Annotated in this window: 17 protein-coding genes and 1 tRNA gene; 10 read left to right on the top strand and 8 right to left on the bottom strand. The window is 63.2% G+C overall.

Annotation, left to right across the window (positions count from 1 at the left end):
- Positions 1-105 precede the first annotated feature (105 nt).
- Positions 106-2244 carry a prolyl oligopeptidase family serine peptidase gene (locus BUE39_RS04925; protein WP_073427535.1) on the top strand — a complete coding sequence of 713 codons (2139 nt, stop codon included), beginning with the start codon at positions 106-108 and terminating at the stop codon, positions 2242-2244.
- Between the two features lie 54 nt (positions 2245-2298).
- On the opposite strand, the gene xth is transcribed toward BUE39_RS04925, so the two are convergent.
- Positions 2299-3075 (bottom strand): exodeoxyribonuclease III, encoded by a 777-nt coding sequence (gene xth, locus BUE39_RS04930; protein ID WP_073427699.1) that lies wholly within the window; start codon positions 3073-3075, stop codon positions 2299-2301.
- A gap of 187 nt (positions 3076-3262) precedes the next feature.
- Between xth and BUE39_RS04935 the strand changes: the two genes are divergently transcribed.
- Positions 3263-3550, top strand: a complete 288-nt coding sequence (locus BUE39_RS04935) for a hypothetical protein (protein ID WP_073427536.1) — start codon at positions 3263-3265, stop codon at positions 3548-3550.
- 89 nt (positions 3551-3639) lie between these two features.
- Positions 3640-3716, top strand: a tRNA-Met gene (locus BUE39_RS04940).
- Between the two features lie 98 nt (positions 3717-3814).
- On the opposite strand, the gene BUE39_RS04945 is transcribed toward BUE39_RS04940, so the two are convergent.
- Positions 3815-4513, bottom strand: a complete 699-nt coding sequence (locus BUE39_RS04945) for an aspartate/glutamate racemase family protein (RefSeq protein ID WP_073427537.1) — start codon at positions 4511-4513, stop codon at positions 3815-3817.
- 209 nt (positions 4514-4722) lie between these two features.
- Here BUE39_RS04945 and BUE39_RS04950 point away from each other — a divergent pair, with 209 nt between their 5' ends.
- Positions 4723-6015, top strand: a complete 1293-nt coding sequence (locus BUE39_RS04950) for an amidohydrolase family protein (protein ID WP_073427538.1) — start codon at positions 4723-4725, stop codon at positions 6013-6015.
- A 124-nt stretch (positions 6016-6139) separates the two neighbouring features.
- On the opposite strand, the gene BUE39_RS04955 is transcribed toward BUE39_RS04950, so the two are convergent.
- The 4 genes from BUE39_RS04955 to fixL all read right to left on the bottom strand — a co-directional run bounded on the left by BUE39_RS04955 (position 6140) and on the right by fixL (position 12981).
- Entirely contained in the window at positions 6140-8248 is a 2109-nt protein-coding gene (locus BUE39_RS04955; RefSeq protein WP_073427539.1) for a M3 family metallopeptidase, read from the bottom strand.
- Positions 8249-8458: 210 nt separating this feature from the next.
- On the bottom strand, positions 8459-9319 hold the full coding sequence (gene folD / locus BUE39_RS04960) for a bifunctional methylenetetrahydrofolate dehydrogenase/methenyltetrahydrofolate cyclohydrolase FolD (protein ID WP_073427540.1): 861 nt from the start codon (positions 9317-9319) through the stop codon (positions 8459-8461).
- Positions 9320-9823: 504 nt separating this feature from the next.
- Entirely contained in the window at positions 9824-10468 is a 645-nt protein-coding gene (gene fixJ / locus BUE39_RS04965; protein ID WP_073427541.1) for an oxygen response regulator transcription factor FixJ, read from the bottom strand.
- Positions 10465-12981: an oxygen sensor histidine kinase FixL gene (fixL, locus tag BUE39_RS04970; RefSeq protein ID WP_073427542.1), complete on the bottom strand. Its 2517-nt coding sequence runs from the start codon at positions 12979-12981 to the stop codon at positions 10465-10467. Before fixL ends, fixJ begins: the two co-directional genes overlap by 4 nt.
- Positions 12982-13256: 275 nt before the next feature.
- Between fixL and aceE the strand changes: the two genes are divergently transcribed.
- The 3 genes from aceE to lpdA all read left to right on the top strand — a co-directional run bounded on the left by aceE (position 13257) and on the right by lpdA (position 19770).
- On the top strand, positions 13257-15953 hold the full coding sequence (gene aceE, locus BUE39_RS04975) for a pyruvate dehydrogenase (acetyl-transferring), homodimeric type (RefSeq protein ID WP_073427543.1): 2697 nt from the start codon (positions 13257-13259) through the stop codon (positions 15951-15953).
- An 84-nt stretch (positions 15954-16037) separates the two neighbouring features.
- Positions 16038-17693, top strand: coding sequence for a dihydrolipoyllysine-residue acetyltransferase (gene aceF, locus BUE39_RS04980; protein WP_073427544.1), 1656 nt, complete (start codon positions 16038-16040; stop codon positions 17691-17693).
- 298 nt (positions 17694-17991) lie between these two features.
- Positions 17992-19770 carry a dihydrolipoyl dehydrogenase gene (lpdA, locus tag BUE39_RS04985; RefSeq protein ID WP_073427545.1) on the top strand — a complete coding sequence of 593 codons (1779 nt, stop codon included), beginning with the start codon at positions 17992-17994 and terminating at the stop codon, positions 19768-19770.
- Between the two features lie 321 nt (positions 19771-20091).
- On the opposite strand, the gene BUE39_RS04990 is transcribed toward lpdA, so the two are convergent.
- Positions 20092-20667, bottom strand: coding sequence for a phasin family protein (locus tag BUE39_RS04990; RefSeq protein WP_073427546.1), 576 nt, complete (start codon positions 20665-20667; stop codon positions 20092-20094).
- Positions 20668-21377: 710 nt separating this feature from the next.
- Between BUE39_RS04990 and pbpG the strand changes: the two genes are divergently transcribed.
- Positions 21378-22556, top strand: coding sequence for a D-alanyl-D-alanine endopeptidase (pbpG, locus tag BUE39_RS04995; protein ID WP_073427547.1), 1179 nt, complete (start codon positions 21378-21380; stop codon positions 22554-22556).
- Between the two features lie 103 nt (positions 22557-22659).
- Here the strand turns inward: pbpG and BUE39_RS05000 are convergent, their stop codons facing one another.
- Positions 22660-23463: an IclR family transcriptional regulator gene (locus BUE39_RS05000; RefSeq protein WP_073427548.1), complete on the bottom strand. Its 804-nt coding sequence runs from the start codon at positions 23461-23463 to the stop codon at positions 22660-22662.
- 180 nt (positions 23464-23643) lie between these two features.
- On the opposite strand from BUE39_RS05000, the gene BUE39_RS05005 reads away from it, so the two are divergent.
- Together BUE39_RS05005 and BUE39_RS05010 are read left to right on the top strand one after the other, a co-directional pair.
- On the top strand, positions 23644-24366 hold the full coding sequence (locus BUE39_RS05005; protein ID WP_073427549.1) for a (Fe-S)-binding protein: 723 nt from the start codon (positions 23644-23646) through the stop codon (positions 24364-24366).
- 81 nt (positions 24367-24447) lie between these two features.
- The gene (locus BUE39_RS05010) at positions 24448-25863 is read left to right on the top strand and encodes a lactate utilization protein B (RefSeq protein ID WP_073427550.1); all 1416 of its coding nucleotides are present in this window, start codon (positions 24448-24450) and stop codon (positions 25861-25863) included.
- Positions 25864-26043: the final 180 nt, after the last annotated feature.

The following is a 26043-nucleotide window of genomic DNA, read 5'->3' on the forward strand; positions in this document are numbered from 1 at the left end:
CTCCGTCGTTCGCGGCTTCATCCATGTCGGCGCTGGCGAGCATCGTCAAAGGCGCTTCGCTTCTCGCAGGGCATAATCAACGCTGTTTTCATTCGACAGCCGACGATGCCCGCTTCTCCCGCTACTCGCGGCCCCTTTCTCTGGCCGCTTTCTCCCGATTCCTTTCTGTCGCTCGAAGCGCTCGACGATCCCGCCGCGCTCGCGTGGGTCGACGCGCAGAATGTCCGCACGCGCGCCGCGTGGTGCAGCGGTGCGCAATTCGAGTCGCTCAGGCAACAGCTCGCCGACGCTTATCTGCCGCGCGAGCGTCCGGTCATTCCCGATCGCTGGAAGGATTGGGCCTACGATCTCTGGCAGGACGAGCGCAATCCGAAGGGCATCTGGCGGCGCACCACATGGGCCGCATGGCGCAGCGGCGCGCCCGTGTGGCAGACCCTGCTCGACTTCGACGCGCTCGGCGCGGCGGAAGGCACGCCGTGGGTATGCGTGGAACTCGACATTCTTTACCCGGATGGCGATCGCGCGCTGGTGACGCTGTCGCCGGGCGGCTCGGACGCATTGGTGGTGCGCGAATTCGATATCGACGCCCAACGTTTCGTCGACGACGGCTTCGTGATCGCGAAGGCCGGCAAGCACACCGCGTCGTGGATCGACCGCGATACGTTGTACGTCGGTTGGGACAATGGCCGCAAGACGCTCACGCGCTCAGGCTACCCGCGTGAAGTGCGCCGCTGGACGCGAGGCACGGCGCTGGCCGACGCGCCGGTGGTGTTCAAAGGCGCGTTCGGCGACATCGGCGTCGAAGCGCACTACGATCCGGTCGAACAGCGGCATACGGTGGTGAGCAGCGTCGACTTCTTCGATTCGCACACGTATTACCTCGAGAGCGCCGCGGCTGCCGCCGATGCCTGGCGCCGTTACGACGTGCCCTCGCATGTCGCGGTGAGCGGTTGGCAGGGCTGGCTGCTGCTGGAGCCGCGCCTCGATTGGCATTGCAACGGCGCGCATTACGCGGGCGGCGCGTTGCTGGCGATTCGCGAAGCGGCGTTCCTGCGCGGCGAGCGCGACGTCACGCCGCTTTTCATGCCGACACCGCGAACCTCGGTGTGCGAGTGGACGCATACGCGCAACCATCTGATCGTGTCGTATCTCGAGGATGTGCGAAACCAGACCTTGCTGTGGACGCCCGCGCGAGATGCCGATCAAGAAGGTTGGCATTGGCGGCGGCGCGTCTTTCCGTCGCGCGACGACGCGCAAGCCGAAGTCTCGCCGGTCGAGCCGACGTTGAACGACGAAGTGTTCGTCGATACCGACGACTATCTGCAACCGCCGGCGTACTGGCTCACCGACCTCGCCCGCGACGATCTGACCGGTTGGGAATTGCTCGATCGCTGGCCGACGCAATTCGACGCAACGCCGTTCGCAGTGACGCGCGCGCATGCGGTGTCCGCTGACGGCACGCGCGTGCCGTACACCGTGATCGGGCCGCGCGTCATGCAAGAAGCGTCGCAAGAGGCCACGTCAGAGCGCGCACGGCAACACGCGCGGCCATGCCTGCTCAACGGCTACGGCGGCTTCGCGATTCCCTTGCTGCCGAGCTATCTGACGGGACAGGGCATCGGCTGGCTCGCGCGCGGCGGCGTCTACGTGGTCGCGCATATCCGCGGCGGCGGCGAATTCGGCACGGAGTGGCACACGGCGGCGCAGGGCGAGCATCGGCAGCGTTCGTTCGACGATTTCATCGCGGTGGCCGAGGCGCTCATCAGCACCGGCGTGACGAGTGCCGCGCAACTCGGCATTCAGGGCGGCAGCAACGGCGGTTTGCTGGTGGCCGCGTGCATGGTGCAGCGCCCCGAGCTGTTCGGCGCGGTGGTATGCGAGGTGCCCTTGCTCGACATGAGCCGCTATCACCTGCTGCATGCGGGTGCCTCGTGGATCGACGAATACGGCGATCCCGATGACCCCGACGAAGCGCGCGTGCTGGCCGCTTACTCACCGTATCACCGGGTGAGCGCGGGCGTCGGGTATCCACCTGTATTGTTGACCACCTCGACCGCCGACGACCGTGTGCATCCGGCACACGCGCGCAAGATGGCCGCGCGCATGCAGGCGCTGGGCGCGGACAAGGTCTGGTATCGGGAGAACACGGAAGGCGGGCACGGCGGTTCCGATGAACTGGAGCAGGCCGAGCACGATGCGATGGTGTTCGAGTTTTTGTGGCGCTGTTTAGGCGCTCCCGCTTGAGCGCGACGCGGGTCTGAAAGAGGCCGTTCCAGGGTCTCGCATCGGGCGGCGAGATCAGCCGATTTGCGCGACGACCGGCGCGTGGTCCGACGGCTGATCCCATTTGCGCGGCACCTTGTCGACGTCGCACGACGAGCATGCCTCGGCCAGCGCTTTCGACAGCAGAATATGGTCGATGCGCAGCCCCGCGTTGCGGCGAAACGCGAGCATCCGGTAGTCCCACCACGAGTAGATCTTCTCCGGCTGTTCGAACTGGCGGAACGCGTCGACGAGGCCGAGGCTGATCAGCCGAACGAACTCCGCGCGTTCTTCGGGCGACACCAGATTCTGGCCTTCCCACGCTTTTGGATCGTGCACGTCGCGATCTTCAGGTGCGATGTTATAGTCGCCGAGCAGCGCGAGTTTCGGATGCAGTGCCATTTCGCTCGCGATCCAGTCGTGCAGCGCGGCGAGCCAGCGCAGCTTGTACGCGAACTTCTCGGTGCCCGGCGCCTGGCCGTTCGGGAAGTACGCGGAGACGACGCGCACGCCTTCGATGGTCGCGGCGATCACGCGTTGCTGCGGATCCTCGAAACCGGGAATGTTCCGCACGATGCTGTCTTCGTCGACGTTCAGCCCCTCGCGCACCAGGATGCCGACGCCGTTATACGTTTTCTGGCCGGCGAACCAGCTCCGATAGCCTTTTTCCGCGAGCTCGGCGCGCGGAAATTTTTCGTCGGGCAGCTTCAGTTCCTGGAGGCACAGCACGTCGGTGTGACTCGTTTCGAGCCAGTCGATGACGTGTTGCTGGCGGACTTTGAGGGAGTTGACGTTCCAGGTGGCGATTTTCATGAAATTCTCACGTTCTTGCTGGGCCATTCGGGTTATTCCGGTAGCCCGCATCTTATCGTGCGCGATGGGCGTCCGTGAAAATTGCCGTCGCCGCTGTCGAGCCTAACGGCGGAAAATAAAAGCGTGGAGCGGGCAGGGCGCAGCGTATAGTGGGATCACAATTCGCGCTCACGCATCGGGAGACATCATGGCCGAACTCTATCCAGCCCTCTATAAGAATTTCGAAGTGCATCCGCTGGTGTTTTCGCGGGCGTTCGACAAATTCGACGGCCACAAGCGTCACGCCGAAGGTTACGACGTCGCGGTGCGCGTCTGCCGGCCGGGCGCGATCAGCGGCTCGAAAGCGAGCCGCGTATTTCGTCTCGTGCTGCCGGCCACGTTCTCCGATTTCGGTGTCGCCAAACGCAGTGCGAGCCAGTACGGTGCCGACATTATCGACGGCAAGGTGGAAGGCGCCACGGTGCAGGATCTTTGAACGGCTTCGTGCATGCACGCGTCGTTTGAAATAAGTCCGGTGATTGTTTGACGTCTTGCGAGCATCTCTATACAATCCGTTTTCTCTGACGCGGGGTGGAGCAGTCTGGCAGCTCGTCGGGCTCATAACCCGAAGGTCGTAGGTTCAAATCCTACCCCCGCAACCAAGCATTGTTGAAAGCCCGTTGGCGCAAGCCAAGCGGGCTTTTTAACTGGTGGCGTCGGTTCTTCATGCAGTGGCATGCCGATTCCTACATGCCGCCATTCACTTCACCTCGACCGCCCATTCAACCGCCGCTTGCGCATGCAACGCGGTTGTATCGAACACCGGCAGCACGGAATCTTCCGGCTTGATCAGCAACGTGATTTCGGTGCAGCCGAGAATCACCGCTTGCGCTCCGCGCGCGGCGAGGTCTTCGATCACACGCTGATACACCTCACGCGAATCGTCAGTGATCTTGCCGTGACACAGCTCGTCATAAATGATGCGGTGCACGTATGCGCGTCCGGCTTCGTCGGGAACCAGCGTGTCGAGTCCATGACGCTCGCGCAAGCGGCCGGTGTAAAACGTCTGCTCCATCGTATAGCGTGTGCCGAGCAAACCCACTCGCTCGATGCCCGCGGCGCGCAGTGCCTCGCCGGTCGGATCGGCAATGTGGAGAAACGGCACCTCGATCGCCTGCTCGATCGATTCATACACGCGATGCATTGTGTTTGTCGCCAGCATCACGAGATCGGCGCCGCCTCGTTCGAGCCGGCGCGCGGCATCGGCCATCTGCTCGCCGAGCGCGCTCCAGTCGCCGGCGCGCTGGAGCGCTTCGACCGGCGCGAAGTCGACAGTGAGCATCAGGCTGCGAGCGTTGTGGTGGCCGCCGAGGCGCGCCTTCGCGTGGCGGTTGAGCAGCTTGTAGTATTCGGCGGACGATTCCCAGCTCATCCCGCCGATCACACCGATCGTTTTCATCTGCGTGCTCCGTGATTGGATGCATCACGTATGCGTGGACGCGATGCATCGGCCGTTCGAAAAGCGGAGTATAGGCGGGCACCGGGCGCGCAGCCGGTACGGATTCGCCGCCGCGCGCCGGTACGGCGGTCTCGCTAAAACGCGCGCAAACGGTTTCTGACGCCGATAGAATCGCTATCAGTCAACGAGCGGTCAACAGGGAGCGATACATGGATCTGATCATCCGCCGCGCGATGCTGCCGCGAGGCGCCGCGCCGCAACACACGCAACCGGTCGACATCGGCATCGACGCGGGCCGCATCGTTGCCGTCGAACCGAATCTGGTCGCGAGCGCGCGCGAGGAAATCGACGCCGCCGGCTCCCTCGTCACGCCGCCGTTCGTCGATCCGCATTTCCACATGGATGCGACGCTGTCATACGGCTTGCCGCGCGTGAACGCATCGGGCACCTTGCTGGAAGGCATCGCGGTGTGGGGCGAGCTGAAGCCGGACCTGACGCAAGAGGCGTTGATCGAACGCGCGCTGCAGTACTGCGACTGGGCCGTCGCGCGCGGGCTGCTGGCGATCCGCAGTCACGTGGACGTGTGCGATCCGCGTCTGCTCGCGGTCGAGGCGCTCGTCGAAGTGAAACGCCGTGTCGCGTCGTATCTCGACCTGCAACTGGTGGCCTTTCCGCAAGACGGCGTCTTGCGCAGTGCCGGCGCGTTCGAGAACCTCAAGCGCTCGATTGCGATGGGCGTGGACGTGGTCGGCGGGATTCCGCATTTCGAGCGCACGATGGCCGACGGCGCGCAGTCCGTGCGCATGCTGTGCGAATACGCGGCGGAGCAGGGCTTGCGCGTCGACATGCATTGCGACGAATCGGACGACCCGCTGTCGCGTCACATCGAAACGCTCGCGGCCGAAACGCATCGGCTCGGCTTGCAAGGGCGCGTCACCGGTTCGCATCTCACCTCGATGCATTCAATGGACAACTACTACGTGAGCAAGCTGTTGCCGCTGATCCGCGAAGCGGGTGTCCATGCGATCGCGAACCCGCTGATCAACATCACGTTGCAGGGCCGCAGCGACACCTATCCGAAACGGCGCGGCATGACCCGTGTGCCGGAGATGATGGCGGCGGGCATCAACGTGGCGTTCGGCCACGACTGCGTGATGGATCCGTGGTACAGCCTGGGCTCGGGGGACATGCTCGAAGTCGCGCACATGGGCCTGCACGTCGCGCAGATGACGGGCGTCGACGGCATGCAGGCGTGTTTCGATGCGGTCACGGTGAACGCCGCGCGGATTCTCGGGCTGGAAGGCTATGGCGTAGCGCCGGGCTGCGCGGCCAATCTCGTGCTGCTCGACGCGCGCGATCCGGTCGAAGCGATCCGTCTGCGGGCGGCACGCCTTGCCGTGGTGAGCCGCGGCAAGGTGGTGAGCCGGGCGCCCGCCGCGCGCGCCGCGTTGTCACTGGCGGGGCGTCCTTCGGAAGTGGACTTCAAGCTGCATCGGGGTTAGCCCCGCCGCACAGCGCAACGCAGGCGCTGCCGGCGCGCACGAAAAAGCCGGTGCTTGCTCACGCAAGTCACCGGCTTTCTTATCGGTGCAACGCCAACGCGCCGACGGATGCTTCAACGCAAGATCAATGCGCCGCGGCGGGCGTCATGCCGTTGTGCCGCAACAAGGCGTCGATGCTCGGCTCGCGGCCGCGGAACGCCTTGAACGATTCCATCGCCGGACGGCTGCCGCCCACTTCGAGAATCTCCTTGCGATAGCGCATGCCCGTTGCCTGATCGAGCACGCTGCCGCTCGCGGCTTGCGCCGCTTCCTCGAACGCGGCGTAGGCATCGGCGGACAACACTTCGGCCCACTTGTAGCTGTAGTAGCCCGCTGCATAACCGCCCGCGAAAATATGGCTGAACGTATTCGGCCAACGCGAGAACGGCGCTTGCGGCACGACATGAAAACGCTCGTTGATCTCGCTCGCGAGTTCGGTGGCGTTCTTCGTGCCGGCCGCGTCGAAACCGGTATGCAGTTGCATGTCGAACATCGAGAACACGATCTGCCGCAGCGTGCCGAGACCGCTCTGGAAATTCTTCGCGGCGAGCATCTTGTCGAACAGCTCGCGCGGCAGCGGCCTGGCCGTCTCGACGTGCGAAGTCATGTCGCCCAGCACGTCCCACTCCCAGCAGAAGTTCTCCATGAATTGCGACGGCAGTTCGACCGCGTCCCACTCGACGCCGTTGATGCCCGACACGCCCAGTTCATCGACGCGCGTGAGCATGTGATGCAAGCCGTGGCCGAATTCGTGGAACAGCGTGATGACTTCGTCGTGCGTGAAACAGGCGGGCTTGCCGCCGACCGGCGCCGAGAAGTTGCAGGTCAGATACGCCACCGGCGTTTGCACGCCGCCGTGCGCGTGCTTGTGACGCCCGCGCGCGTCGTCCATCCATGCGCCGCCGCGTTTGCCTTCGCGTGCGTACAGGTCGAGGTAGAACTGCGCGACGAGGCCGCCGTCCTGATTCTCGACGCGGAAAAAGCGCACGTCGGGATGCCATACGGCCGCTTCGTCGCGACGGATGCGCACGCCGAACAGCGTTTCCGTGACCTTGAAAAGACCCTTGAACACGGTGTCTTCGGGGAAGTACTGTTTGACTTCGTTTTCCGAAAACGAATAGCGCTTCTGACGCAGGCGTTCAGCCGCAAACGTCATGTCCCACGGTTGCAGTTCAGTCATGCCGAGTTCGTTGGCGGCGAATTCGCGCAACTCTTTCCAGTCCTGTTCGGCATGCGGGCGAGCGCGCACGGCGAGGTCTTCGAGGAAGGCCATCACCTGCGCGGGCGATTCGGCCATTTTCGGTGCGAGCGAGACCTCGGCGAAGTTGTTGTAGCCGAGCATGCGCGCTTCTTCCGCGCGCAGCTGTAGCTGTTCGGCTAGCACGGCGGTGTTGTCCCACTCGGGCTTGCCGTTGCCGTATTGCGAACCGAGTTCGGAGGCGCGCGTCACGTAGGCGCGATACACCGCCTCGCGCATTGCGCGATTTTCCGAGTACTGCATCACCGGAAAATACGAGGGGAAGTGCAGCGTGAATTTGTAGCCGGTTTTGCCTTCGCGTTCGGCGGCTTCCTTCGCGGCTTCGATCACGTCTTCCGGCAGACCGGCCAGTTGCGCTTCATCGCCAGCCTCGACGACGTAGGCATACGCGTTGGTCGCATCGAGCACATGATCGGAAAACGCCTTCGAGAGCGCCGCCTGGCGCTCCTGCAATTCGGCGAAGCGCGGCTTCTGATCTTCCGGCAATTCCGCGCCGGACAAACGGAAATCGCGCAGCGCATTGCCGAGGATTTTCTTGCGCTCGCCGGTGAGCGAGACGAAATCGCTGCTGGCGTGCAATGCCTTGTACTTCTCATAGAGCGCGAGATTCTGTCCGACGCTCGACCAGAATTCCGTGACGCGTGGCAGGTTTTCTCCGTACACCGCGCGCAGTTCCGGCGTATCGGCGACGGCGTTCAAATGGCCCACCACGCTCCAGGCGCGCGACAGCGGTTCGGTGGCGCGTTCGACCGGCTCGACCACGTCGGCCCACGAGGCGGGGGTGATCGGTTGGGCGGCGCGCTCGACGGCGGCGGCCGCGTCGGCGAGCAGCACATCGAGGGCGGGCGTCACGTGTTCGGGGCGGATTTCGCCAAAGCGCGGCAGGTCGGAGAAATCGAGGAGCGGATTGTCGTGATTCGAGGCGGTAGTGGACATGAGGCTTCCTGTCTGACGCGGGTGAACGGGGTAATCGGGGCGCTTCGACGGGCGCGCGACGACGCCCCGATAAGCGCCCCGATAAGACCGGATAAAGACATTATTGGGGCAGGACACGCCGATTCCAATCCGTCGGCAGACAAATTATCAGATGTCGCGGTTCCGCGCGCGAGAGGAGTATGGGCGGCGCAACGCGCCGTTGGGGCTTGATTACGCCGTTGCGGCCGCTTCGCGCTCGGCGGCTTCGATCGTGTTGACGAGCAGCATCGTGATGGTCATCGGGCCGACGCCGCCCGGTACCGGCGTGATGTAGCCGGCCACTTCCTTGACGCCCGCGAAGTCGACGTCGCCGCACAGCTTGCCGGCTTCGTCGCGATTCATGCCGACGTCGATCACCGCGGCGCCCGGCTTCACCATCTCCGCGGTGAGAATGTTGCGAAGCCCGGTGGCGGCGACCACCACGTCGGCGTTGCGCGTGTGCGCGGCCAGATCGCGCGTCTTGCTGTGGCAGATCGTGACGGTCGCGCCGGCTTCGAGCAGCAGCAGCGCCATCGGCTTGCCGACGATGTTCGAGCGGCCGATCACGACAGCATTGGCGCCCTGCAGCGGAATCTGGTACGCGGCCAGCATCTTCATCACGCCATACGGCGTGCACGGGCGGAACAGCGGCTGGCCGGTCAGCAGCGCGCCGGCATTGGCGACGTGAAAGCCGTCGACGTCCTTCTCGGGCGCGATCGCCTCGATCACCTTATGGCTGTCGATATGCGGCGGCAGCGGCAATTGCACCAGAATGCCGTGGATGCGCGGATCGCGGTTCAGTTCGTCGATGCGCGCGAGCAGATCGGCTTCGGGCAAGTCGGCCGGATAGCGGTCGAACGACGAGCCGAGACCGTTGTCGTGGCACGCCTTCACCTTGTTGCGCACATACACTTCGCTGGCCGGATTCGCGCCCACCAGCACCACCGCGAGGCCCGGCTGATGGCCGCGGGCGGTGAGGGCGGCGGCGCGCGCGGCGACGTCGGCGCGCAGGGTCTTGGAAAGGGCTAGGCCGTCGATCAGTTTGGCAGTCATGGTCGGTCGAGATGGGCAGTTTGGAAAGCGGGCGGGGCGCGTACGTCGATGGCGCTTTTCAACCGGAACGGGTCGGCACGTGAAAAGCGCGCGGCGCGAATCGGCGATAAGCAGCGCTGCAAAGTCCGACATTATACCGACCCGCATGACGAGCCACAGGGCGATTCCGGCTCGCGCGAGAGCGCCGCCCTTCCCGTGGCACGGCCGTTGCGTGCGAGGACGAGCGCTGCGCCGATATCCGCGTTGAGCGGCGGCACGGACGCGCGCCGCACTGCTCGCCCGTGCGGCGGGATGGAGCGCGATGGGAGCGATCGGCGAGTGTGCGCAAACGGGCCAACGAGCAACACACGGCCAAGGCGTACCCGGAATCAACGAGCCGCTCGGGCAAAGGCAGAGGGAAAACAGAAGGAAACAGAAGGGAAACGGGGGCGAAGCGGGCCGGACTCGTCGACAGTCCGGCCGTTGAAACTCGAAAACGCCTGGCGGGGAGGCCGCCTGTCGCGCTTATTGTGCTTGCTGCGGCTTGTTCGACAACGCCAGTCGCAGCAGATCCGCGACGGTGTTGACGTTGAGTTTTTCCATGATGTTCGCGCGGTGCGCCTCGACCGTCTTGATGCTGATGCCGAGGTCGTCGGCGATCTGCTTGTTCAGGCGGCCGGCGATGATGCGCTCCAGCACCTGATGCTCGCGCGCGGTCAGCTTGCCCAGCCGTTCGGCGGCGGCGCGCTGTTGCTGCACGCTGGTGCTTTCGCTGCGCGCCTTGTCGAGCATGCGCTCGACCAGCTTGCGCAACTCGGCTTCGTCGAACGGTTTTTCGATGAAGTCCATCGCGCCTTTCTTCATCGTCGAGACCGCCATCGGCACGTCGCCATGGCCCGTCACGAAGATGATCGGCAGCGAGGCGTTGTCGGCGATCAGGCGTTCCTGCAACTCGAGTCCGCTCATGCCGGACATCCGCACGTCGAGAATCAGGCACGCGATCTGGCCGGGGTGCTGATGCGGCTGCCAGGCGTCGATGAACTGCTCGGCGCTGGAGAAGCATTGCACGCGGTAGCCGTTCGCCTCCAGCAGCCAGCGCAGCGAATCTCGCACGGCCTCGTCGTCGTCGACGACAAAGACTGTTTCCTGTGTGGTGACTGGGCTGTTCATAGCTCTCCCGTAACGGTTTGTGGTGTCGGCGCCTGTGACCCGCCGTTGCTCGGGCCGTCAGGCTCTCCAATGGGCAGACTGCAATGGAACGTGGCGCCCGTGATGTGGCCGTCGGACTCGACGTTGTTCACCACCCACAGACGGCCGCGATGCGATTCAATAATCGAACGGCAAATGTTCAACCCCATGCCCATACCGTCGGACTTGGTGCTGTAAAACGGTTCAAACAGACGCTCGGCCGTTGCTTCGTCGACACCCGGCCCCTGGTCGACCACGCTGATTCTGACAAAGCCGCCTTCCAGCCGCACGACCACGCGAATCACCGGATCGACGGCGTCGGGGCGTGCCTCGTGCATGGCTTCGGCGCCGTTCTTCAGCAGGTTGACCAGCACCTGCTCGATCAGCACTGGATCGACGTAGATCACCGGCAGGCGCGAACGCAAATCCGTGACGATGCGAATGCGGCGCTTCCTCGCCTCGAGTTCGGCCAGACCCACGGCATCCGCGACGATATCGGCCACGCGCGTGGCCTGCCGCTTCGGCTCGCTGCGTTTGACGAACTCGCGAATGCGCTTGATGATCATGCCCGCCCGCACCGCCTGCTGCGCGGTTTTTTCAAGCACGGGCAAGAGATTATCAGGCGTCGTTCGACCGGATTTAACCAGTGCAACGGTTCCCGAGCAATAGTTATTGATCGCGGCGAGCGGCTGGTTCAGTTCGTGCGCGAGCGAGGAGGCCATTTCGCCCATCGTCATCAGACGGCTGGTGAACTGCAGCTTCTCGTCCTGCTGGCGCGACAGTTCCTGAGCCTGCTTGCGCGTGGTGATGTCGGTCGCGATCTGCATCTGCGCGAGATGGCCGTCCACCCACTGAATGTACTGGCGGCGCACCTCGAACCATTTCTGGATGCTTTGCACGTAGATTTCCTGCGCGTCGGCGGTGCTTTCGGTCAGCGCCGCGGCGGGCAGACCGGCATAGGTGTCCACCATGTCGATCGAATCGGACGACGCCTGCGAGCTATCGAAGCCGCCGCCCGCCAATTCCAGATGACCGTCCGGGCGAATGCCGAAGAGATGCCGGTAGTAGCGGTTGGCGAACAGCAGTTCGGCCTCGTCGGCGGCCAGCACGGACACCGCGGCGTCGAGGCTTTCCAGGACCGTGGTGAAGCGCTCGTGCGCGGCGGCGAGTTCCTCGCGCGCGCGCTTCGGTTCGGTGATGTCGGTCATCGACGACATCCAGCCGGTTTGACGGCCCGAACTGTCGATCAGCGGCGACACGTACAGGCGCGCATGGAACAGCGAACCGTCCTTGCGGCGCACCCGCAGTTCGAAACCCGAGGAGGGCGCCTTGCCGCGCAGCGTCATGTCGAGCTGGCGCTGCATTTCCGGATACGCGTCGCGCGGCCAGTAGGCGAACGGCGCGGTCTTGCCGACCAGATCGCTTTCGTCCCAGCCGGTCATGCGGCAAAACGCCGGATTGACGTGAGTAATGCGGCCATGCATGTCGAGCACGCGCATGCCGATCAGCACCGAGTTTTCCATCGCACGGCGAAAGAAGGCTTCGGCGTACAGCGCCTGCTGCGCTTCGAAACGTTGCCGCGTGTGTTTCCACAGGCTCCACAAACTCCACAGCACGAAGCACGACAGGCCCGCCACCAGCCAGACCAGCGTGTTGTTGGTGAAGTTGGTCATCTGCGGGAACGCGTACACGCGCACCGAGACGCCCTGGCCCGGCGGATCGAGCGGCAGATCGTAGAACATGTCGCGCGGCAGGCGCGGGCGGGTCGACGTGGTGGTCAACTCGCGGTTGTTCACGTCGATGATCGAGATCTTGTACTTGGCGGACAGCTCAGGCGGAATGTCGTGCTTCAGGATGCCTTCCACCGAAAACACGGCGGCGACGGTGCCGAGAAACTCGCGGTCGCGGAACACCGGCGTTTGCAGCGTGATGTAGCCGTTGCCCAGGTCGTCGTAGATCAACGGCGAGTACACCTGGCGGCGCGTGCTGCGCGCCTCGGCAAACGCGGCTTTCACGGCCTCGTCCATCTGCGAGTCGTTCGGCTTGGCGAGGCGCTGGCCGAACACCGGCAGCGCGGTATTGGGCCAGCGCGGCTGCTGCTGGCTCGTGTACCAGTTCATGTAGAGGATCTCGGGATGCCCCTGCATGATGTCCGTGGTGGACACCTGGAACGAATGCGGGTCGCCGTGGCCGGCGACGAGGTCGCGCGCGAGCGCCTGGATCTGTTCCTGCGCGCCGGTCATGGAAAGGCGGATCTGCTGCTGCGCCCATGCGACGTTACGGTAAAGCGTGTCTTCCTGCTGCTGTTGCTCGCGCCGGTTCAAACTCCACAGAATCAGGCTCATGACGACCAGAAAAACGAGGATCGACAGAAGCGGCGTGAGCAAATAGGAATTCGACCACCATGGTCCATGGTGCCAGCGGGAGGACGGCGTCGAATCCGCCGAATGACCGGCGGTGCGCGCCGAGCGTGCGAAAAGCCGTTCGGTCAACATGCGTGGCATTGTAGCGCAGCGCGTCGCTCGTAAATGGCGCAAAAAAGCGCGGAAACTCACGTTAATCGGAGCAAACTAGCCGGCGTATCCGTCGATCGGCAGTCAAATCAGGTTGCGCCGCAGCAATTTTCCGCATTGTGAGAATCGATCTCGCAATTCGAAAATTTTGTTGCGCGGACGTCGGGACCCTTATTACAATCGGCCGAAGCTGCCGCGGCCGTGCTTCGTCCGCGTCGTCTGTCCAAAGAGCGTTCCTCTATATCCAGGAGACGAGCATGTCCGCTGTACCCGACGAAGTCATGAAATATGTCGCCGCCGAAAAAGACGACGATCCCCAGGAAACCGGCGAATGGCTTGAAGCGCTGGATGGCGTGATTTCTGCTGTGGGCCCCGATCGCGCTCACTACCTGATCGAAAAGCAAATCGAATTCGCCCGTGTGCACGGCGAACATCTGCCGTTCTCGGCGAACACTCCCTACATCAATACGATTCCTGTCTCGCGTCAGGCGCCGATTCCGGGCGACCAGGATCTCGAACACCGCATTCGCTCGTACACGCGCTGGAACGCCATCGCCATGGTATTGCGCGCGGGCAAGGACACGAACGTCGGCGGCCACATCGCATCGTTCGCGTCGGCGGCCACGCTGTATGACGTCGGCTACAACCACTTCTGGCATGCGCCGTCGGCCGAGCATGGCGGCGACCTCGTGTTCGTGCAGGGCCATTCGTCGCCGGGCGTGTACTCGCGCGCGTTCCTGCTCGGCCGTCTGACCGAAAACCAGCTCGACAACTTCCGCCAGGAAGTGGGCGGCGAGGGCATCTCGTCGTATCCGCACCCGTGGCTGATGCCCGACTTCTGGCAATTCCCGACCGTCTCGATGGGTCTCGGCCCGATCATGGCGATCTATCAGGCGCGCTTCATGAAGTACATGCAGGCGCGCGGCATCGCGAAAACCGAGGGCCGCAAGGTCTGGGCTTTCCTCGGCGACGGCGAGACGGATGAACCGGAATCGCTCGGTGCGATCGGCATGGCCGGCCGCGAACGGCTCGACAACCTCGTGTTCGTGATCAACTGCAACCTGCAGCGCCTCGACGGTCCGGTGCGCGGTAACGGCAAGATCATCCAGGAACTCGAGAGCGAATTCCGCGGCGCGGGCTGGAACGTCATCAAGGTGATCTGGGGCAGCCGCTGGGACGCGCTGTTCCAACGCGACAAGTCGGGCGCGCTGATGCGCCGCATGATGGAAGTCGTCGACGGCGAATATCAGACGTACAAGTCGGAGTCGGGCGCGTTCGTTCGCGAGCACTTCTTCAACACGCCGGAATTGAAGGCGCTGGTCGCCGACTGGTCCGACGAGGACATCTGGAATCTGAACCGCGGCGGCCACGATCCGCACAAGATCTACGCGGCGTTCTCGGAAGCCACGAACGCCAAGGGCCAGCCGACCGTGATCCTCGCCAAGACGATCAAGGGCTACGGCATGGGCGAAGCCGGTCAGGCGATGAACATCACCCACCAGCAGAAGAAGATGCAGGTGGATCAGCTGAAGAAATTCCGCGACCAGTTCCGTCTGCCGATCTCCGACGAAGACCTCGTCAACGTGCCGTACCTGAAGTTCGAGGAAGGCTCGAAGGAACTCGAGTACATGCGCGCCCGCCGTCAGGATCTCGGCGGTTATCTGCCGGCGCGTCGCCAGAAGGCCGAATCGCTGCCGGTGCCGGAACTGTCGGTATTCGAGCCGCTGTTGAAGGGCACGGGCGAAGGCCGCGAGATTTCCACGACGATGGCGTTCGTGCGGATTCTCAATATCCTGTTGAAGGACAAGGCGCTCGGCAAGCGCATCGTGCCGATCGTGCCGGACGAGTCGCGCACCTTCGGCATGGAAGGTCTGTTCCGCCAGATCGGCATCTGGAATCAGGACGGCCAGAAGTACGTGCCGGAAGATTCCGACCAGCTTATGTTCTACCGTGAGTCGGAAACCGGTCAGATCCTGCAGGAAGGCATCAACGAAGCCGGCGGCATGTCCGACTGGATCGCGGCCGCGACGTCGTACTCGACGCACGGCGAGATCATGATCCCGTTCTACATCTTCTACTCGATGTTCGGTTTCCAGCGCATCGGCGACCTCGCATGGGCCGCGGGCGACATGCGCTCGCGCGGCTTCCTGCTGGGCGGCACGGCTGGCCGCACGACGCTGAACGGCGAGGGTCTTCAACACGAAGACGGCCATTCGCTGCTGTGGGCCGCCTCGGTGCCGAACTGCATCAGCTATGACCCGACGTTCGGTTACGAACTCGCCGTCATCATGCAGGACGGTCTGCGCCGCATGGTCGCGGATCAGGAAGACGTGTACTACTACGTCACGGTGATGAACGAGAACTACGAGCACCCGGCGATGCCGCAGGGCGAATCGGTAGCCGCCGACATCATCAAGGGCATGTACTCGTTCCGCAAGGCGGAGGCCGACAAGAAGGCCCCGCGCGTGCAGTTGATGGGCGCGGGCACGATCTTCAACGAAGTGATCGCCGCCGCCGACCTGCTGAAGAACGACTGGGGCGTCGCCGCCGATCTGTGGAGCGTGCCGAGCTTCACCGAACTCGCGCGCGAGGGTCACGAAGTGCAGCGCTGGAACCTGCTGCATCCCACCGAAGAGAAGAAGCTCTCGCACGTCGAGAAGCTCCTGAAGGACGCGCAAGGTCCGGTCATCGCCTCCACCGACTACGTGCGGGCGCTCACCGAGCAGATTCGCGCGTTCGTGCCGCAGAAGTTCGTCGTGCTGGGCACGGATGGCTACGGCCGTTCGGACACGCGTGAAAAGCTGCGCCACTTCTTCGAAGTCGACCGCTACTGGGTCACGGTTGCCGCGTTGAATGCACTGGCAGACGAAGGCACGATCGAACGCAAGGTCGTCGCCGAGGCGCTCAAGAAATACAACCTTGATCCCGCCAAACCCAACCCGATGACCGTCTAAGGCATCATTCCCCGTGTGCCACGGCGTGCGCGCCTGCCCTGATCGACAGGGCGGGGCGCGTGCGCGGCCCAGGAGACACTAACAATGAGTCAAGCGATCGAAGTCAAGGTGCCGGATATCGGCGATTACAAGGACATCCCTGTGATCGAGGTGCTGGTGAAGGCGGGTGATACCGTCGAGAAAGAGCAATCGCTCGTTACGCTGGAGTCCGACAAGGCGACGATGGACGTGCCGAGTTCGGCTGCGGGCGTCGTGAAGGAAGTGAAGGTCAAGGTTGGCGACAACGTGTCGGAAGGTTCGTTGATCGTCGTGCTGAATGGCGCGGGTGCCGGTGCTTCGGCTGCCGCGCCTGCTGCCGCACCGGCGCCCGCACCGGCCGCCGCGCCTGCGCCGGCTCCCGCCGCGGCTCCGGCGTCTGCCCCGGCAGGCGGCGGTCTGCAAGAAGTGAAAGTGCCGGATATCGGCGACTACAAAGACATTCCCGTGATCGAAGTCGCGGTGAAGGTCGGCGATCGCGTCGAGAAAGAGCAGTCGCTCGTGACGCTCGAATCCGACAAGGCGACCATGGACGTGCCGAGCTCGGCCGCCGGCGTCGTCAAGGAAGTGAAGGTCAAGGTCGGCGATACGGTGTCGGAAGGCTCGGTGATCGTCGTGGTGGAAGCGGAAGGCGGCGCGGCTGCGCCGGCGCCCGCCGCCAAACCGGCAGCCGTCGAGAAGCCGTCGGATGCGCCGGTCGCGCCGTCGCCGGCTCCCGCTTCGCCGTCGGCGCTCGCTCAGGCCCCGCTGATTCCGGCCGGCGAAGGCGGTGCGCGTCATCCGAGCCATGCCTCGCCGTCCGTGCGCAAGTTCGCGCGCGAACTCGGTGTCGATGTGACGCAAGTGCAGGGCACGGGTCCGAAGGGCCGCATCACGCAAGCCGACGTCACCTCGTTCATCAAGGGGGTGATGACCGGCCAGCGCGCGGCGCCGGCGGGCGCGGCAGCGCCTGCGGCGGCAGGCGGCGGCGAATTGAATCTGCTGCCGTGGCCGAAGGTCGACTTCACGAAGTTCGGCCCGATCGATCCGAAGCCGCTGTCGCGCATCAAGAAGATTTCGGGCGCGAATCTGCATCGCAACTGGGTCATGATTCCGCACGTCACGAACAACGACGAGGCGGACATCACCGAACTCGAAGCGCTGCGCGTGCAGTTGAACAAGGAAAACGAAAAGGCCGGCGTGAAGATCACGATGCTGGCGTTCGTGATCAAGGCCGTGGTTTCCGCGCTGAAGAAATTCCCGACGTTCAATGCGAGCCTCGACGGCGACAACCTCGTGTTCAAGCAGTACTACCACGTGGGTTTTGCCGCGGATACGCCGAACGGTCTGGTCGTTCCGGTGATTCGCGATGCGGACAAGAAGGGTCTCGTCGAGATCGCGAAGGAGATGACCGATCTGTCGAAGGCGGCGCGCGAAGGCAAGCTCAAGCCGGATCAGATGCAAGGCGGCTGCTTCTCGATTTCGTCCCTTGGGGGGATCGGCGGGACGAACTTTACGCCGATCATCAATGCGCCTGAAGTCGCCATTCTCGGTTTGTCGCGTGGCGCGATGAAGCCGGTTTGGGACGGCAAAGCGTTTGTGCCGCGGCTCATTTTGCCGATGTCTTTGTCGTATGACCATCGGGTTATCGATGGGGCGGCGGCGGCGCGGTTCAATGCTTATCTTGGGTCGATTCTTGCCGATTTTCGGCGTGTGATTCTTTGATCTTGTGATGGTTGTCTGCGGCGCGGATGGCTTTGTTTAGGTGGTTATCCGCGTCTCTCTGTTGAACCTGTTTTTCTTGTGGTCTATTGGCGTCGCCCCTGTGCGGGGCGGCACCTACTTTTCTTTGTACCCCAAGGGCACTTCCTTCGGGGCGTCTTCCAAAGAAAAGTAGGCAAAAGAAAGGCGCGTCCTTGGGCGGAAGGCAAAGGCTGATTCTGCTCAGGGCGCTGCTAGCTTTCGGGCTGCAGACAGGCGGTTTAGCGAGCTTCATCACCGATCAATAAAAGAAGGGGACACTATGAGTCTCGTCGAAGTAAAAGTGCCGGATATCGGTGACTTCAAGGACGTCGATGTCATTGAAGTCAATATCAAAGCGGGCGATGTCATCGAGAACGAACAGGCGCTGATGACGCTCGAGTCCGATAAGGCCTCCATCGAAGTGCCGAGCGATACCGCCGGCACCGTCAAGGAAGTGCGCGTCAAAGCCGGCGACAAAGTCTCGCAAGGCTCGATCATCGCGCTCGTCGAAACGTCCGCGGACGCGGCTCCGGCCAAGGATGCACCGAAGGCGCCGGCCAACGAACCCGCCAAAGCGCCGGCTCAGGCCGCCACGGCGCCCAAGGCGGCCGCGCCCGCTCCGCAGGCCGGCAGCTTCTCCGGCAACGCCGACATCGAGTGCGACATGCTCGTGCTCGGCTCGGGCCCCGGCGGCTATTCGGCTGCATTCCGCTCGGCCGATCTCGGCATGAAGACGGTGCTCGTCGAGCGTTATTCGACGCTGGGCGGCGTTTGTCTGAACGTCGGCTGCATTCCGTCGAAGGCGCTGCTGCACACCGCGCTCGTCATCGACGAAGCCGAAGCGCTGGGCGCGCACGGCATCACGTTCGGCAAGCCGCAAATCGATCTCGACAAGTTGCGCGACTTCAAGTCGGGCGTCGTCAAGAAGCTCACCGGCGGTCTCGCCGGCATGGCGAAAATGCGCAAGGTCGACGTCGTGACGGGTACCGGCGCGTTCGTCGATCCGCATCACATGGAAGTGCAGACCGAAAGCGGCAAGAAGGTCGTCAAGTTCAAGCAGGCGATCATCGCCGCAGGCTCCGAAGCGGTGAAGCTGCCGTTCATTCCGGAAGACCCGCGAGTGGTCGACTCGACCGGCGCGCTGGAATTGCGTCAGATTCCGCAGCGCATGCTGGTGATCGGCGGCGGCATCATCGGCCTCGAAATGGCGACGGTGTATGCGACGCTCGGCGCGCAGATCGACGTGGTCGAAATGCTCGACGGTCTGATGGCCGGTGCCGACCGTGATCTGGTCAAGGTCTGGGAGAAGTACAACAGCAAGCGTTTCGCCAACGTCATGCTGAAGACCAAGACCACCGCGGCCGAAGCGAAAGACGACGGCATCTACGTCTCGTTCGAGGGCGAAAAGGCCCCGGCCGAAGCGCAACGCTACGATCTCGTGCTGGTCGCCGTCGGCCGTACGCCGAACGGCAAGAGGATCGGTGCCGACAAGGCCGGCGTTGCCGTGACGGACCGTGGCTTCATCGAGGTCGACAAGCAGATGCGCACCAACGTGCCGCACATCTTTGCGATCGGCGATATCGTCGGTCAGCCGATGCTCGCGCACAAGGCCGTGCATGAAGCGCACGTCGCCGCTGAAGTCGCGCACGGCGAGAAGGCCTACTTCGACGCGTTGCAGATTCCGTCGGTGGCGTACACCGATCCGGAAGTGGCCTGGGCCGGCAAGACGGAAGACCAGTTGAAAGCCGAAGGCGTCAAGTACGGCAAGGCGGTGTTCCCGTGGGCCGCTTCAGGCCGCGCGATCGCCAACGGCCGCGACGAAGGCTTCACGAAACTGCTGTTCGACGAGGAAACGCATCGCGTGATCGGCGGCGGGATCGTCGGTCTGAACGCGGGCGACCTGATCAGCGAAGTGTGTCTCGCGGTCGAAATGGGCGCGGATGCAACGGATATCGGCAAGACGATTCATCCGCATCCGACGCTCGGCGAATCGATCGGGATGGCCGCCGAATTGTACGAAGGCGTCTGCACCGATTTGCCGCCGCAGAAAAAGAAGTAATGCTGTCGAGCCCGCGCGTTTTCAGGCGGGCTCTATAAAAAAACGGCGCGCCCCGCGAAGGGCGCGCCGTTTTTTTCGCGGCGGGCTGGATGTAGCGTTCGCCGTGCAAGACGGTGGAAACGAACAAACGGCCGCGCGTGTCAGGCAACAACTCAGGCAAAAAAATCCCGGCCTTTCGCCGGGCAAACGATACGTTATTCAACGTATCGGAGCGTTCGGCCAATCGAAGCGGGCGAGCGGCAACCGCTCGACGCTGTTGCCTGGAGCAGCGCCGGCCCAACGGGTGAGCTGGACCGGCGTGATGGCGATGCCTGATGAAACTTAAACTGCTTTCTTGGCCGACGAGCGCGATGCTTGCGCAGCGGCTTGCGAAGCTGCCTTCGATGCGGCCGTGGCGGCAGCATTGAAGTTGCTTTCGGCGATTTCGACGGCTTGCTTGGTCGCCTTGTGGACCGTTTCGTACGTGGTGTTGGCGGCGGTGATAGCCGACTTCATCACGGCGACAGCGGTTTCCGAACCAGCCGGCGCATTCTTCGCGACGTTTTCGACGAGCGACTGCACCTTGCGGTTTTGCTCTTCGAATTGCGCTTCAGCGACGCGGGCAAATTCGCCTTGTGTTGCCGAGACGATTTCATACACGTGGCGGCCATACGACAGCGCCTTTTCAGCCACCGGCTGTGCAAGGCTTGCTTGCAGGGCCAGCAATTCCTGCGCGTCTTTCACCGACAGCGCGCGTTGAGCATTTTCCTGGCTTTCCGCGAGCGTCGATTTCACGACTTGCAGGTTCAGCTCAACCATCTTTTCGACGCCTTCGAATGCCTTGGTCGTAAGGCCGAACAGCGTTTCAAAGTTGGCTTTCTGGGCGGCGGCGAATTGCTCAGGGGTCAGCAGAGTCATGGTTTACGCTCCTGGATTGCGGTCTGTCTGTGCGGACCGCATTGGGTTGGTGGCGAGACGTTAGATCGTCTGCCTGGACCGCGATGTTTTGTGCATCGCAGCAATGGTTGCTATTTTAGGATGCCTGTCACGAATGTCAAGCACTTTTTGTGCGTCGCACAATCTTAAGAAGTTGCTGATAAAACAAGAACTTATGCGCGAAGCATGACCGGCGTATGACTAGGTCGATTTGACATTTGACCCCACTGGTGCCAGTCGAAATCGGTAATGATTGCCGCGTCACGGGGCTTTTCGTGGTTTCGTCCATCCGACGTAAACCAGAAGGTCTCATGGAACGTTAATGCTTGGTGCTAGTCGAATGCGCGTTGGCGTCTCCAGCAAGCGTTTAACAGCTTGCGGCAAGATCCGGCGTTGTTCCCTTGCGTTCGCAGAAGCGTTGTGCATCGGCGCTGTGACCGTACTTCCCCTATTAAGGTTGTTTCCGCGTTTGCCGTTATGCTGTAAGAAGCATCCCTTTCCGTGGATGGCGGCAACGGCGAAGCAACGCGTCGGCGATCGTTTTTTTCGATCGAGGCGTGGCACTTATTTGTGTTTTGGCGATCGGATCTTACAAGCCGGTTTAAGGACCGCGTATAAGTGCTTCAAATTGCTAATTTTTCGTTGTTTTACTACACTTGCGGAAACCTCTCGCCGCTCCCTACCGAACACCCATGAAAACCGACATGTTTTCGTCGCTAAAAGTGATCCGCGGCGCGGCCCGCAGCACCGCTCTGTCGGTGGCCGTCTCCATGGTCATCACAGCGGCGTTCGCCGCGCCTGTGAGCGCTTTTGCCGCCACGCCTGCTGCAACCGCAAAAACATCCAAACAAGCCAAAGCGGCCAAAAAGCCGGCAGCCGCCAAGGTGTCGAGCAAGTCGTCGAAGGCCGGCAAAGGCGCGACCGTCAAGGCCGTTGCCGCCGACGACGACACGCCGCGCGCAAGCGTCAAGCGTAAGCGCGTAACGTACACGTCGAATGGTCGCCACCATTCGGCGGTGCGCCGTGTCGCCTATGAGCCGCGTCAGCCGACGGTCGGCCAGGCTTTTGGTCTGCACGAAACGCCGGACGCGTTGATGCTGCGCTCGAGCGTCGCCTACGTGATCGATCAGAACACCGGCGAACCGCTCTTCGACAAGAACTCGCGCGCCGTGGTGCCGATTGCGTCAATCACCAAGCTGATGACCGCGATGGTGGTGCTGGATTCGAAAGAGTCCATGACCGACCAACTCGAAGTCACCGACGAAGACCGCGACTACGAGAAAAACACCGGCTCGCGCCTGTCGGTGGGTTCGGTGCTCTCGCGTGAAGACATGCTGCATATCGCGCTGATGGCGTCGGAAAACCGCGCGGCCGCAGCGCTGTCGCGTTATTTCCCCGGCGGCCGCCCGGCGTTTCTTGCGGCAATGAATGCGAAGGCGAGGCAACTCGGCATGACCGACACGCACTTCGAGAACGCCACGGGTTTGACGAGCCAGAATGTGTCGAGCGCGCGCGACCTGGTGAAGATGGTCAACGCGGCGTATCAGTATCCGCTGATCCGCAAGTTCTCGACCGATCACAGCTACGAGGTCTACACCGGCAAGCGTTCGCTCGCGTACAACAGCACGAATGCGCTGGTGCGCAATCCGACGTGGGACATTGGTCTGCAAAAGACCGGTTTCATCAATGAGGCGGGTGAGTGCCTCGTCATGCAGGCGACCATTCATGGCCGTCCGATGGTCCTCGTGCTGCTCGACTCGTCGGGCAAATACTCGCGCTTCGCGGACGCCACGCGTCTGCGCACATGGCTGGATAACGGCGGCGACCAGCCGCGCATCACGAGCGCGGACGCCGGCGGCGCCGGCACCTGAAATGCTTCCTTCGGCGGCCGGTTTGCACACTGGCCGCCTCCAACGAAAAAGCCTCGCACTTGCGAGGCTTTTTTGTGCGGCAGCGACTTAAGCTGCCGACGGCTTACGCGTGGCTATGCGTATGATCTTGCGAGGCTTGCGGCCGGTAGCCGAGCGACTCCGAAATCATCAGCGCCGTTTGACTGAGCTGGCCGAGCCACGAGTCCTGCAAACGGTCGGCCGGTGCCGACAGCGACAGACCCGCGACCAGCTTGCCGGTGTCGTCGTAAATGCCGGCGGCGATGCAGCGCACGCCCAATTCCAGTTCCTCGTTATCGCGCGCGCAGGCCTGCTGACGCACGTGCGAAAGCTCGCGCTCCAGCTTGGTCAGGTCGGTGATGCTGTTTTGCGTGTGACCCGACAAACCCGTGCGGGTGGCGTAGGCGCGAACGCGGGTGGATTCGTCGGCGGCGAGAAACAGCTTGCCCACCGACGTGAGATGCAAAGGCGCCCGCCCGCCGATGGCCCGCACCACCTGCATGCCGGAGCGCTCCGAATAGGCGCGTTCGATATAAACGATCTCGTCGCCCTGGCGTACCGACAGATTCACTGTCTGGCCCGTCTGACGATGCAGTTCGCGCATCGGCGTGAGCGCCGCGTCGCGCACCGACAGGCGTGCCTTTACCAGATTGCCCAGTTCGAGCAGGCGCATGCCGAGACGGTAGGTGCCGGGATCCGACCGGTCGACCAGCCGGCACATCACCATGTCGTTCAGGATGCGGTGCGCGGTGGACGGATGCAGCTCCGTGCGGATGGCGAGTTCTTTCAGGCTGACCGGGTCGCTATGCGCAGCGAGTGCGTCGAGCAAGCGCATCATGCGTTCGATCACCTGGATCGAAGTTTTGGGATCCGGGTTCGTATCGCTCATGGGAGGAATCGGTTGACGCGTCAAACAGCGGAAAACTGATTGTATCTCGTATCGTGAAAAAAGCGAACGCGGTTCGAAGCGCTATTCCAAATTAACGTGGCATGCGTCCTATGCCTTCCGGCCGTTGGTATTGTGCGCCAAACGGCGGATAATCAGGGACGTTTTCCCGAAGGAGGGCTCATGCGAGTCGGATTGTTCGTCACCTGCCTGATCGACCTGATGCGTCCGGAGATCGGTTTTTCGGTCATCAAGCTGATCGAGGCCGCCGGTTTCGAGGTGGTGGTGCCTCCCGCGCAAACCTGCTGCGGGCAGCCCGCATACAACTCCGGAGAACGGCGCATCGCGCGCGACCTCGCGGAGAAAGCGCTGCGTGAGTTCGAACAGTTCGACTACGTCGTGGTGCCGTCCGGCTCGTGCGGCGGCATGATCCGCGCGCACTACGGCGATCTCTTTGCCGACGATCCCGAATTGATGAACCGCTTCGGCCGCTTGCGGCCGAGAGTGTTCGAGCTGACCGATTTCCTCGTCAACGTGGCCAGGGTGCAATTGCAGCCCGGCGAATTCGCGGGGCAGGTGACTTATCACGATTCCTGTTCGGGATTGCGTGAACTCGGCGTGAAGACGCAGCCGCGCGCGCTGCTCGCACAAGTGGGCGTGACGGTGACCGAAATGAAGGGCTGCGAGCACTGCTGCGGTTTCGGCGGCACCTTCGCGGTCAAGTACGGCGATATTTCCACGGCGATCGTCGACGAAAAATGCGCGAACATCAGCGCGAGCAGCGCGGGCGCGGTGGTGCTCGGCGACCTCGGCTGCATGCTCAATATCGAAGGGCGGTTGCGGCGCACCGGCGACACCACGACGCGGGTGTTGCACATCGCGCAGGTGCTCGCCGGCGACGCGTGAAGGCGTGCCGCGTTTCATTCAGCGCGCTTCATTTCGAACGTCTCATCCGAATGCCCGATTCCGAATAAGCACAAGGCCGCCATGCAAGTCCAATCGATGCAGTTCAAGGCTCGCGCGGGTCAGAAACTCGCCGACCAGCGTCTGCAGCAGAACCTCACCAAGCTGTCGACCAAATTCGTGTCGGCCCGCGCCGCGGCCATGACCGCCATCGACTTTCCCGCCACCCGCGCGGCGTTGAAGGAGCGCCGCGATCGCGCGCTGGAAAACCTCGATGTGTGGCTGGAAACGTTCGAACGCGAGGCGACCCGGCGCGGCGTCACGGTGCTGTTCGCCGAGACGACCCAGGAAGCCGCCCGGCTCGTCGGCGACATCGCGCGCCGGCATGACGTGAAGAAGGTGATCAAGACCAAGTCGATGGTCACCGAGGAAATGCGCCTGAACGAGGTGCTCGGTCAGATGGGCGTGCAGTCGATCGAAACCGATCTGGGCGAATACATTCTGCAGATCAACGACAACGAGCCGCCGAGCCACATCATCGCGCCGGTCGTCCATAAGGATAAGGACGAGATCGCCGATCTGTTCGCGAAGACCCACAACCGGCCGCGCCTCACCGAAATCACCGATATGACGCGGGAAGCGCGCGAAGTACTGCGTCCGCATTTCCTGTCGGCGGACATGGGCGTGACGGGCGGCAACTTCGTGGTGGCGGAAACCGGCTCGGTCGTGCTCGTCACGAACGAGGGCAACGAGGGCATGTGCACGGTGATGCCGCGCGTGCATGTCGCCGTCACGGGTATCGAGAAGGTGCTGCCCACGCTCGAAGACCTCGCGACGGCGATGCGTCTGCTGCCGCGCTCGGCGACGGGCCAGGCGACATCGAACTATTTTTCGGTGCTGACCGGGCCGCGCGGCGAGGCGGATCAGGATGGTCCCGAGCATATGTACGTCGTGCTGGTCGACGGCGGGCGCACGGGGCTCATAGGCGGCGATTTCCAGGAGATGCTGCGCTGTATCCGCTGCGGCGCGTGCATGAACCATTGCCCGGTCTATCAGAAGGTGGGCGGCCATGCATACGGTTGGGTGTATCCCGGCCCGATGGGTTCGGTCCTGACACCGAGCTACGTCGGCATCGACAAGGCGCTGGATTTGCCGCAGGCAGCGACCTTATGCGGCGAATGCAATAGCGTGTGCCCGGTGGGAATTCCCTTATCCGATCTGTTGCGCAAGCTGCGTGAGAAGCAGGTGGAGCGGCGTCTGCGGCCGTGGAAGGAGCGTGCGGGGCTGGCGGTGTGGGGTTTCCTCGCGCTGCATCCGGACGCTTATGCGCTCTTCACCAAGGTGGCCGTGCGCGTGCTGGAGCGGATGGGCGGGAAAACTCGTTCGATTGCGAGGCTGCCGTTAGGCGGTGCGGGCTGGACCCATACCCGCGAGATGCCGGCGCCGGTGGGGCGCACCTTCAGGGAGTTGTATGCCGCGCAGCGCAGCCACATCGGCTGAGTAGGCGGCGCGATCTTGTTGCCGAGGGAGCGGCCGTCAGCCGCGAGTCGGCGTCGCTCTCTTGCGACCGGCGCCGTTGGCCCGGCTTTGCTCGCGGCCGGGCGCGGCGCGCGATGCGCCGCTGTGTCGAGCGGAGCGGCCACTGTCGCTCAAGCACGACCGCAGGATTCGTCGGGTGGA

It is taken from the genome of Paraburkholderia terricola, assembly GCF_900142195.1.
Taxonomy (GTDB): domain Bacteria; phylum Pseudomonadota; class Gammaproteobacteria; order Burkholderiales; family Burkholderiaceae; genus Paraburkholderia; species Paraburkholderia terricola.